This window comes from Pseudolysinimonas sp., assembly GCF_044239695.1.
Classification (GTDB): Bacteria; Actinomycetota; Actinomycetes; order Actinomycetales; family Microbacteriaceae; genus Pseudolysinimonas_A.
Genome location: NZ_JBIIAW010000100.1, coordinates 1 through 9,821, shown reverse-complemented (window position 1 = coordinate 9,821; position 9,821 = coordinate 1). Strand labels below are relative to the sequence as shown.

The 9,821-nt window shown below is 71.6% G+C and carries 12 protein-coding genes; 11 read left to right on the top strand and 1 reads right to left on the bottom strand.

From position 1 onward, the window contains the following. Positions 1–6: 6 nt before the first annotated feature. Genes rpsI through ACILQS_RS13270 form a run of 3 tightly spaced genes read left to right on the top strand, consistent with a single transcriptional unit; the run spans position 7 to position 2,299 of the window. Positions 7–462 (top strand): 30S ribosomal protein S9, encoded by a 456-nt coding sequence (gene rpsI / locus ACILQS_RS13280; protein WP_395640610.1) that lies wholly within the window; start codon positions 7–9, stop codon positions 460–462. A 14-nt stretch (positions 463–476) separates the two neighbouring features. Continuing rightward, the gene (glmM, locus tag ACILQS_RS13275) at positions 477–1,844 is read left to right on the top strand and encodes a phosphoglucosamine mutase (RefSeq protein ID WP_395640609.1); all 1,368 of its coding nucleotides are present in this window, start codon (positions 477–479) and stop codon (positions 1,842–1,844) included. A 14-nt stretch (positions 1,845–1,858) separates the two neighbouring features. Next, entirely contained in the window at positions 1,859–2,299 is a 441-nt protein-coding gene (locus ACILQS_RS13270) for a nitroreductase family deazaflavin-dependent oxidoreductase (protein ID WP_395640608.1), read from the top strand. Here ACILQS_RS13270 and coaA read toward each other — a convergent pair. Continuing rightward, positions 2,296–3,240, bottom strand: a complete 945-nt coding sequence (gene coaA / locus ACILQS_RS13265; RefSeq protein ID WP_395640607.1) for a type I pantothenate kinase — start codon at positions 3,238–3,240, stop codon at positions 2,296–2,298. The genes ACILQS_RS13270 and coaA overlap by 4 nt on opposite strands. A 30-nt stretch (positions 3,241–3,270) precedes the next feature. Here coaA and glmS point away from each other — a divergent pair, with 30 nt between their 5' ends. The 8 genes from glmS to ACILQS_RS13225 are packed head-to-tail and all read left to right on the top strand — an operon-like array spanning position 3,271 to position 9,554. Next, positions 3,271–5,121: a glutamine--fructose-6-phosphate transaminase (isomerizing) gene (gene glmS / locus ACILQS_RS13260; protein ID WP_395640606.1), complete on the top strand. Its 1,851-nt coding sequence runs from the start codon at positions 3,271–3,273 to the stop codon at positions 5,119–5,121. Positions 5,122–5,128: 7 nt separating this feature from the next. Further along, a complete protein-coding gene (locus ACILQS_RS13255; RefSeq protein WP_395640605.1) occupies positions 5,129–5,485 on the top strand; it encodes a holo-ACP synthase in 357 nt (118 codons plus the stop codon). After that, positions 5,486–6,580 (top strand): alanine racemase, encoded by a 1,095-nt coding sequence (gene alr, locus ACILQS_RS13250; protein WP_395640604.1) that lies wholly within the window; start codon positions 5,486–5,488, stop codon positions 6,578–6,580. After that, complete coding sequence (gene tsaE, locus ACILQS_RS13245; protein ID WP_395640603.1) at positions 6,577–7,035, top strand: tRNA (adenosine(37)-N6)-threonylcarbamoyltransferase complex ATPase subunit type 1 TsaE; 459 nt, start codon at positions 6,577–6,579, stop codon at positions 7,033–7,035. The genes alr and tsaE overlap by 4 nt, the downstream gene beginning before the upstream one ends. Before the next feature lie 9 nt (positions 7,036–7,044). Continuing rightward, entirely contained in the window at positions 7,045–7,632 is a 588-nt protein-coding gene (tsaB, locus tag ACILQS_RS13240; protein ID WP_395640602.1) for a tRNA (adenosine(37)-N6)-threonylcarbamoyltransferase complex dimerization subunit type 1 TsaB, read from the top strand. Then, positions 7,629–8,105 (top strand): ribosomal protein S18-alanine N-acetyltransferase, encoded by a 477-nt coding sequence (rimI, locus tag ACILQS_RS13235; RefSeq protein WP_395640601.1) that lies wholly within the window; start codon positions 7,629–7,631, stop codon positions 8,103–8,105. Before tsaB ends, rimI begins: the two co-directional genes overlap by 4 nt. After that, positions 8,102–9,139, top strand: coding sequence for a tRNA (adenosine(37)-N6)-threonylcarbamoyltransferase complex transferase subunit TsaD (gene tsaD / locus ACILQS_RS13230; protein WP_395640600.1), 1,038 nt, complete (start codon positions 8,102–8,104; stop codon positions 9,137–9,139). Before rimI ends, tsaD begins: the two co-directional genes overlap by 4 nt. 4 nt (positions 9,140–9,143) lie before the next feature. After that, positions 9,144–9,554, top strand: a complete 411-nt coding sequence (locus ACILQS_RS13225) for a DUF4190 domain-containing protein (RefSeq protein WP_395640599.1) — start codon at positions 9,144–9,146, stop codon at positions 9,552–9,554. Positions 9,555–9,821: the final 267 nt, after the last annotated feature.

Below are 9,821 nucleotides of genomic sequence, written 5' to 3'. Positions count from 1 at the left end.
GAGGTTCTGACCTCGTTCAGCACCGAGACCCCCTCGGAGCAGGCGGCGGAGCCCCGTACCCCGCGCATCCTCAACGTTCCCGGCTCCGCCGTGGGCCGTCGCAAGGAAGCCATCGCGCGCGCCCGCCTCAACCCCGGCAGCGGCACCTTCACGGTGAACGGACGCACGCTCGAGGAGTACTTCCCGAGCAAGCTGCACCAGCAGCTCATCACCGACCCGTTCAAGGTGCTCGACCTCACCGGCAGCTACGACGTGATCGCGAAGATCACCGGCGGTGGCCCCGCGGGCCAGGCCGGTGCGCTGCGCCTCGCGATCGCCCGCTCGCTCAACGAGATCGATCGCGAGAACAACCGCGCCATCCTCAAGAAGGCCGGCTTCCTCACGCGCGACGCCCGCGTCATCGAGCGCAAGAAGGCCGGTCTCAAGAAGGCGCGCAAGGCCTCGCAGTTCTCGAAGCGCTAAAGCAGGCTGGGCAGATGCCCCGACTCTTCGGAACCGACGGAGTCCGGGGGCTGGCCAACGGTGACGTGATCACCGGTGACTTCGCCCTCGGGCTCGCTCAGGCGGCGGCGACGGTGCTCACGCAGGGTCGCCACGCCGAGGCGCGTCGTGCCGAGGGCCGTCGCCCGCGTGCGGTGCTCGCGCGGGATCCGCGCATCTCGGGGGAGTTCATCTCGGCCGCGGTGGCCGCCGGTCTCGCGAGCTCCGGAATCGACGTGCTCGACGCCGGCGTGATCCCGACGCCGGCCGCCGCGTTTCTCGTCGACGACATCGGCGCCGACTTCGGCGTCGTCGTGTCGGCGTCGCACAATCCGGCGCCCGACAACGGGATCAAGTTCTTCGCCTTCGGCGGCACGAAACTCCCCGACGAGGTCGAGGACCGGATCGAGGCGGCGCTCGCGAGCCCCGAACTGCTGCCGACCGGCGCCGACGTGGGACGCATCCGCCGTTTCGCGGACGCCGAGGACCGCTACCTCCTGCACCTGCTCGGCACCCTCGAGGGCCAGCGTCTCGACGGCCTTCACGTCGTGATCGACTGCGCCCACGGCGCGGCGGCAGGGATCTCCCCGCAGTTGTTCGCGGATGCCGGCGCGACGGTCACGGTGATCGGCAACGACCCCGACGGCATCAACATCAACGACGGCGTCGGGTCGACCTACCTCGATCCGCTGCGCGCGAAGGTGCTCGAGCTGGGAGCCGACCTCGGGATCGCCCACGACGGGGACGCCGACCGCTGCCTCGCCGTCGACCACACCGGCGAGGTCGTCGACGGCGACCGCATCATGGCGATCCTCGCGATCTCGTTGCGCAGCCGCGGGATGCTGACCGACGACACGCTCGTCGCCACCGTGATGAGCAACCTCGGCCTGCGCCTGGCGATGGCGGAGCACGGCATCCGTCTGCTCGAGACGGCCGTCGGCGACCGCTACGTGCTGGAAGCACTCGCCGAGCACGGGCTGGCCCTCGGCGGCGAGCAGTCGGGGCACATCGTCTTCCGGCGGTACTCGACGACGGGCGACGGGTTGCTCACCGGCCTGCAGCTCGCGGCGGAGGTGGCGCGCACCGGCAGGCCGCTCGCCGACCTCGCCTCCGCGATGACGGTCTACCCGCAGGTGCTCGTCAACGTGCGCGGCGTCGACCTCACGCGGTTGCGGTCGGATCCCGACGTGGCCGCGGCGGTGGCCTCGGTCGAGGAACGGCTCGGGGACACCGGTCGGGTGCTGCTGCGCCCGTCGGGCACCGAACCCCTCGTGCGGGTGATGGTCGAGGCGGCGGACGCGGCGGGTGCGGAATCGCTCGCGGCCGAAATCGCCGACGTCGTGCGCGAGCGACTCGCGCTCTGAGAGAAGGACAACTGATGCCGCTCGAGGGCGAATACGGACCGAGCACGAGCGCATGGGCGCGTGAGCAGGCGGAGGCCTACGAGGCGTCAGGTGGCGCCGCCGCGGCGACCCTCCGCGACAGCGGGCTCCCGGTCATCGTGCTGACCACGCTGGGCGCGAAGAGCGGTCTGCTGCGCAAGACCGCGCTCATGCGGGTCGAGCACGACGGCGTCTATGCCGTCGTCGCCTCGCTCGGCGGGGCGCCGAAGCACCCGCAGTGGTACCACAACATCGTCGCGCAGCCGCTCGTCGAGCTGCAGGACGGCCCCGCGAAGCACGACTATCGCGCCCGCGAGGTCTTCGGCGACGAGAAGGCGCTCTGGTGGGAGCGGTCGGTCGCGGCCTACCCGCCGTACGCCGACTATCAGGCGAAGACCGGTCGGCAGATCCCGGTCTTCGTTCTGGAGAGGGTCTAGACCTTCCGCAGGAGCACCGTCGAGACCGTGTGATCCGGGCTCTTCCGCAGCACGAGCGATGCCCGCGCGCGCGTGGGCAGGATGTTCTCCTCGAGGTTGGGGCCGTTGATCTCGTCCCAGATGCCGCGCGCCCGCGCGATGGCCTCGCTCTCGCTGAGCGACGCGTAGCGGTGGAAGTACGACGACGGATCGGCGAAGGCGCCGCGCTGGAGGCGCAGGAAGCGCTCCACGTACCAGTTCTCGATGTCGCTCGTGCGCGCATCCACGTAGATCGTGAAGTCGAACAGGTCGCTCACCGCGAGCCGGCCCGACGTGGGCGGCTGGAGCACGTTGAGGCCCTCGACGATGAGCACGTCGGGTCGCTTCACCACGACGTGCTCATCGGGGACGACGTCGTAGACGAGGTGCGAGTAGACGGGGGCGTGCACCTCGGGCACGCCGCTCTTGACCTCGGAGACGAATCGCAGGAGGGCGCGACGGTCGTAGCTCTCCGGGAAGCCCTTGCGCTGCATGAGCCCGCGCCGCTCGAGCTCGGCGTTCGGCAGCAGGAAGCCGTCGGTCGTGACGAGTTCCACCGACGGGGTGTCGGGCCAGCGCGAGAGCAGCTCGCGCAGCAAGCGCGCGGTCGTCGACTTGCCGACGGCGACCGACCCGGCGACGCCGATCACGAACGGGGTCGCCGGCCCGTCCTGGCCGAGGAATTCGCGCGCGGCCGCCCCGGTCGACAGGGCCCCGGCGACGTAGAGGTTGAGCAGTCGGCTGAGCGGCACATACACCTCGGCCACCTCGGCGAGGTCGAGGCTGTCGCCCACTCCGCGCAGCCGTTCGATCTCGCCGGCGCCCAGCGGCAGCGGGGTCGACGGGGCGAGCGCGGCCCATTCCGCCCGATCGATCTCGAGGAACGGCGTGGACCCGCCTGAGGAGGAGCCGGGGTCGGACATCCCACCCAGGAAAACATAGAATCGGGTCTCATGTGTGGCATCGTCGGATACGTCGGCCCTGGGAGCAGTCTCCAGGTCCTCATGGGAGGCCTGAAGCGGCTGGAGTACCGCGGCTACGACTCGGCAGGAGTCGCCGTGCTCGACGACGCCGGTCACCTCGGCACCCGCAAGAAGGCGGGCAAGTTGGGCGCCCTCACCGACGAGCTCGCGGAGGCGCCGATTCCCGACGGCCACACCGGGATCGGGCACACCCGCTGGGCGACCCACGGCGGCCCGACGGACGGCAACGCCCATCCGCACCTGGGTGACGACGGGCGGCTGGCCCTCATCCACAACGGCATCATCGAGAACTTCGCCGAGCTCAAGCGCGAGCTGCTCGACTCGGGGGCACAGTTCACGAGCGAGACCGACACCGAGGTCGCCGCGCTCATGATCGGTCGCCTCTACGCCGAGACCGGTGACCTGACGACCGCGTTCCGGCGTGCGGTGGCCCGTCTCGAGGGGGCCTTCACCCTCCTCGCGGTGCACCAGGACCAGCCCGGCGTCGTCGTCGGCGCCCGCCGCAACTCGCCTCTCGTGGTCGGCCTCGGCGAGGGGGAGAACTTCCTCGGGTCCGATGTCGCCGCCTTCGTCGAGCACACGCGCCGCGCGCTCGAGGTCGGTCAGGACCAGATCGTCACGATCCGGCCCGACGGCGTGGACGTCACCGACTTCGCCGGCAACCCGGTGCAGGCCAAGGAGTTCGAGGTCTCGTGGGACGCCTCCGCGGCCGAGAAGGGCGGCTGGCCCACCTTCATGAAGAAGGAGATCAGCGAAGAGCCGGATGCCGTCGCCAAGACGCTCATCGGTCGCATCGAGAACGGGGCCGTCAAACTGCCCGAGCTCGACGGGATCGCCGACATCCTCACCGGCATCGACCGCATCGTCGTGCTGGCCTGCGGCACCGCGGCGTACGCGAGTCTCGTCGGCAAGTACGCGATCGAGGCCTGGGGCCGGATCCCCGTCGACGTGGAGCTCTCCCACGAGTTCCGCTATCGAGACCCGGTGGTCGATGAGCGCACCCTCGTCGTCTCGGTGAGCCAGTCCGGCGAGACGATGGACACCCTCGTCGCCGTGCAGCACGCGAAGAAGCTGGGCGCGCGCACGATCTCGATCTGCAACACGCAGGGCGCGACCATCCCGCGCGAGTCGGATGCCGTCGTCTACATCCACGCCGGTCCGGAGGTCGCCGTCGCCTCGACGAAGGCCTTCGTGGCTCAGATCACCGCGCTCTACCTGCTCGGACTGCACCTGGCGAAGCTGCGCGGCACGCAGGACGCCGCCACGATCGCGGGTCTCGTCGAGGAGCTGCAGAACATCCCGGCGAAGCTGGAGAAGGTCGTCGAGTCGTCGGGAGAGCGCATCGCGGAGTTCGCCCAGTGGATGGGTGACGTGCAGTCGGTGCTCTTCCTCGGTCGGCACGCGGGCTACCCGATCGCCCTCGAGGGCGCTCTGAAGCTCAAGGAACTCGCCTACATCCACGCCGAGGGTTTCGCGGCGGGGGAACTCAAGCACGGTCCGATCGCGCTCATCGAGCCCGGGCAGTTGGTGATCGTCGTCGTCCCGTCGCCGCGGGACCCGAACTCGCTGCACGCGAAGGTCGTCTCGAACATCCAGGAGATCCGCGCCCGCGGTGCCCGCGTCATCGCGGTCGCCGAGATCGGCGATGTCGAGGTGCTGCCGTTCGTCGATGAGGTCATCCGCATCCCCTTCGCCCCGCCGCTGTTCGAGCCGCTCCTCGCGGTCGTGCCGCTGCATATCTTCGCGATGGAACTGGCGACGGCGAAGGGGCTCGACGTCGACCAGCCGCGCAACCTCGCCAAGTCCGTCACCGTCGAGTAGTCGCGTCATGGCCATCGCGGGGATCGGGATCGACATCGTCGATCTCGCACGGTTCGAACGCGCGGTGTCCCGCACCCCGCGGCTGCGCGAGCGCCTGTTCGCTGTGAGCGAACGCGATCTCCCGCTCCGCTCCCTCGCGGGGCGCTTCGCCGCGAAGGAGGCGCTGATGAAGGCCCTCGGGGATGCCACCGGCGTCACCTGGCACGACATGGAGGTCGTGTCGGATGTCGAGGGCAACCCGTCGCTGCGGCTCACCGGGGCCGCCGCCGCGATCGCCGAGACGCGCGGGATCACCGACATCCATCTGTCCATGTCGCACGACGCCGGCGTCGCGATCGCCCAGGTCGTGGCGGAGCGTGCGTAGATGACCCCGCTGCGCGAGGCGCGGATCGACCTCGACGCCCTGCGGTCGAATCTCGCCATCCTGCGCGGCAAGGTCGCCCCCGCCCGCGTCATGGGCGTCGTCAAGGCGCAGGGGTACGGTCACGGTGCCGTCGGCGTCGCCCGGGCGCTCGCCGATGCCGGAGTCGACTGGCTCGGGGTCGCCGACCTCGGTGAGGCGCTCGAACTGCGGGACGCCGGGATCCGCACCCCGGTCCTGTCGTGGCTGCACGGCCCCGATGTCGATGCGGCCGCCGCCGCCGAGCACGACATCGACCTCGGGGTCAGCACGATCGACCAGCTCGAGCGGGCCGCCGCGGTCGGGGCGACCGTGCAGCTGAAACTCGACACCGGTCTGTCGCGCAACGGCTTCTCGCCGACCGAGGCCGTGACGGCCTTCGCCCGCGCGGCCGACCACGAGCGCGGCGGGCGGCTTCGGGTGCGCGGCATCTTCTCCCACCTCTCGAACACGTCCCCCGCCGACGACACCCGTCAGACCGCTCTCTTCGCCGAACTCGTGGAGGCCGCCCGGGACGCGGGGCTCGACCCCGAACTGCGTCACCTCGGCGCCACCCAGGCCGCGCTCACCCGCCCCGACTCCCGGCTCGACCTCGTGCGGCTGGGCATCGGGCTCTACGGGATCGGGTACGGCGACGGAGCGGACCCCGCCGCGATGGGCCTGAAGCCCGTGATGGAACTCGCCGGCGCGGTCACGGCCGTGCGCCGGGTTCCCGCGGGCACCGGGATGTCGTACGGCTTCATCGAGCGCACCGACCGCGACACGACCCTCGCCCTCGTGCCGCTCGGTTACGCCGACGGCATCCCGCGCGCCGCGTCCGGCACGGCGAGGGTCTCGATCCACGGGCAGACGTTCCGCCAGGTCGGTCGCATCGCGATGGACCAGTTCCTCGTCGACGTCGGGGACACCGCCGTCGCGGTGGGCGATCGCGCGGTGCTGTGGGGCGACCCGGCGCGTGGCGTTCCCGGGGCCGAGGACTGGGCGCGGGCGGCCGGCACGATCGGCTACGAGATCGTCACCCGCGTCGGCCCGCGTGTGGTGAGGACCTTCACGGGATGACGACGCGACTCGTGATCCCCGACGCCGAGGCGATGGAGGCTCTCGGGGCCCGGCTCGCCGCGCTGCTCGCCGCGGGGGACCTCGTCGTGCTCGACGGTCCGCTCGGTGCCGGCAAGACGACGCTGACGCGCGGCCTCGGCGCCGCCCTCGGCGCCCGGGGCGCGGTCACCAGCCCGACGTTCGTGCTCGCGCGCGAGCATCCCACCGTGTCGGGGGCGCCGTTGGTGCACGTCGACGCCTATCGCCTGGCGACCGCGCGGGAACTCGACGATCTCGACCTCGACTACGACGGGGCGATCGTCGTCGTCGAGTGGGGGGCCGGCAAACTCGATGGCGTCGCCGAGTCCTGGATCGACGTGACCATCGCGCGGGATGCCGTGGACGACTCCCGCGACGTCACGATCACCGGCCATGGCCCGCGCTGGGCTCAGCTGGACGAGGCACTCGACGCCTAGGCTCGAACGGTGCTGCTCGCGATCGACACCTCGGCGGGGACCAGTGTCGCCGTCGTCGACGGAGGGCGGGTGCTCTCGCTCGCCGAGGAGGCCGGCACTCGGCGGCACGCCGAGGCGATCGGCACCCTGCTCCGAGCCGCACTGGCGGAGACCGGCGCCACCCCGCGAGACGTCACGGGTGTCGTCGCCGGGATGGGGCCCGGGCCGTTCACCGGCCTCCGGGTCGGGATCGCTGCCGCGCGGGCGTTCGCTTTCGGCGTCGGCATTCCCGTGCACCCGGTCGTCTCGCACGACGCGATCGCCTTCGGGCACCCGGGCCGCGTGCTCGTCGTCACCGACGCGCGCCGTCGCGAAGTGGCGTGGAGCGTCTACGGGCCCGACGTGACCCGGCTCGAAGGCCCCGAACTGTGTCTGCGCGACGGGTTCGAAGCCATCGAAGCGCTCCACCCCGGAGTGCCGGTGCTCGACCCGCCCACGGTGAGCGCGGCATCCCTCGGTCTCGTCGCCGAACTGCTGCTGTCGGCCGGCCGCCCGCTCGGGCCCGAGGAGCCGCTGTACCTGCGCGCGCCGGACGTCACGATGGCGCCGACGGCATGAGCTGGGCACTGCGCCGCGCGACCGCGGACGACCTCGACGCCATCATGGCGATCGAGACCGAGATGTTCCCGACGGATGCCTGGTCGCCCGAGCTGATGGCCGCCGAGCTCGCCGGGCCGCACGGGTACTACCTCGTCGCCCAGGCGGCGGACGGCACCGTCGACGGCTACGCCGGACTGCTCGCGCCCCGGGGAAGCGGGCAGGCCGACATCCAGACCATCGCCGTCGTCCCCCGCGCGCGCCGCCGCGGGCTCGGCCGCACGCTCATGCTCGCGCTGCTGAACGAGGCGCGGAGGCGCGAGGCGACCGAGGTGTTCCTCGAGGTGCGGGCCGACAATCCCGGAGCGCAGGCGCTCTACGCCGCGCTCGGGTTCGCCGAGATCGCGGTGCGACCGAACTACTACCAGCCCGACGGGGTCGACGCCGTGGTCATGCGGCTGGCCGTGACCGAGCCGCACGGAGTGCTCACGTGACCGGCCCGCTCGTGCTCGGGATCGAGACTTCGTGCGACGAGACCGGGGTCGGCATCGTGCGCGGCACCGAACTGCTGGCCAACGTCATCGCGTCCAGCATGGACGAGCACGCGCGCTACGGCGGGGTCGTGCCGGAGGTCGCGGCCCGCGCCCACCTCGAGGCGCTGCGCCCGACTCTCGACGCCGCCCTCGCCGAGGCGGGGGTCGGGCTGCATGACCTCGACGCGATCGCCGTCACCGCCGGCCCCGGACTCGCCGGAGCGCTCATGGTCGGCGTCGGCGCGGCCAAGGCCCTCGCGATCGCGCTCGACCTGCCGCTCTACGGGGTCAACCACCTCGTCGGCCACGTCGGTGCCGATCTGCTGCGCGTCGACGGCGGCGAACTCGAACTCCCCACGGTCGCGCTGCTGGTCTCGGGTGGGCACACGTCGCTGCTGCTCGTGCGCGACCTGACGGGCGACGTCGAACTGCTCGGCGAGACCATCGACGACGCCGCGGGGGAGGCCTTCGACAAGGTCGCGCGGCTGCTCGGTCTGCCCTATCCGGGCGGACCGCGCATCGATGCGGCGGCCGCCGACGGAGATCCCGACGCGATCCGCTTTCCGCGCGGCCTCACCCACGCCAAGGATCTTCAGAAGCACCGCTACGACTTCTCGTTCTCCGGCCTCAAGACCGCGGTCGCCCGCTACGTCGAGCAGGCGAACGGGGAGCACTCGGTCGCGGATGTCGCGGCCGGGTTCCGCGAGTCGGTCGTCGACGTGCTCACCGCGAAGGCGATCGCCGCCTGCCGGGACCTCGGCGTTCCGCGTCTCCTCCTCGGGGGCGGGGTCGTCGCCAATGCGCGGCTGCGCCAGGTGGCCGAGGAGCGCGCCGCGGCGGCGGGCATCGCGCTGCGCATCCCGCCCTTCGCGCTGTGCACCGACAACGGCGCCATGATCGCCGCCCTCGGGGCACGTCTGGTCGCCGAGGGCCACCCCCCGTCGGGCGACTTCGGCGCGGACTCCACGCTTCCGGTCACGATCGTGCAAACTTAGGGCCATGACCGATCCTCAGCCTCCGGTTCCGCCCGTCCCTTCGGCCGATGGCGTCACGCCGCCCGCCGTTCCCACGCCCGACGGTGCGACGCCCCCCGCCGCCCCGCAGGCCGCGCCGGTCTACCCGGCCTACGGCCAGCCCGCCGCCCCCGGCGGCTACTACGCCCCGCCGACCAACACCCTCGCGATCATCGCGCTCGTGCTGGCGTTCGTGATCTCGATCGGCGGCATCATCTGCGGCCACATCGCGCTCAACCAGATCAAGCGCACGGGAGAGGGAGGCCGCGGCCTCGCGCTCGCCGGCCTCATCATCGGCTACGTCTTCACCGGCATCGGGCTGCTGATCGTGATCGGCTACATCGTCTTCTTCGCCTGGCTCGCGACGACCTACGGGGCGTCGTCGTACTACTACTGAGCCCGGATCCGGGTCTGCGAGCGCTCGTCCTCCGGGGCGAGCGCTCGCGTCGTTGATCCCCCTTTCGCCGACGAGTCGGGCACACTGAGGGCATGAGCGATCAGCTGCCGCCGCCGACCCCCGTGGTCGCCACCCCGTCGGTCCCGGGCTACGCCCCGCCCGTCAACACCCTCGCGATCGTGGCGCTCGTGCTCTCGTTCGTCGTCTCGATCGGCGGCATCGTCTGCGGCCACCTGGCGCTCAGCCAGATCAAACGCACGGGCGAGT